At 33.6% G+C, this 351-nt stretch carries 1 protein-coding gene; it reads right to left on the bottom strand.

The window, feature by feature from the left end:
- Positions 1 to 18 precede the first annotated feature (18 nt).
- Positions 19 to 300 (bottom strand): hypothetical protein, encoded by a 282-nt coding sequence (locus PL85_RS18580; protein WP_115340148.1) that lies wholly within the window; start codon positions 298 to 300, stop codon positions 19 to 21.
- Positions 301 to 351 lie beyond the last annotated feature (51 nt).

Below are 351 nucleotides of genomic sequence, written 5' to 3'. Positions count from 1 at the left end.
TCTTGAGCCGTTTGTTAGCTATTTTTTCCCAGTGACTGATTTGAATGATTCAAAAATGAATGTCGCCAATCCACCTGCAACATTTGAATTTGCATAATCCTTCAAAGGCTCACAAAAATTTGATTTGAATTTATCAATAGCCTCTTCTGGAGAAGAAGCATAAATCGTATCACCTTCCACTTCTAACCCCGTTATCAAGAGTTCTTCCTTTTCAAAAAAATAAGTTTCTGAACTCATATCCAGATAAGTAAATTCATTACGATTTGAATTTGGTTTACAGAAAAATTGATACTTTGACATCTTTAATTTCCTTGCTGCTGAATAAAACAATAGCTAACGCCCAATTAAGGG

The organism is Vibrio anguillarum (genome assembly GCF_001989995.2).
GTDB classification, from domain to species: Bacteria; Pseudomonadota; Gammaproteobacteria; order Enterobacterales; family Vibrionaceae; genus Vibrio; species Vibrio anguillarum.
Note: the sequence above shows the minus strand (reverse complement) of the source record. Positions and strands in the feature narration are given on the sequence as shown.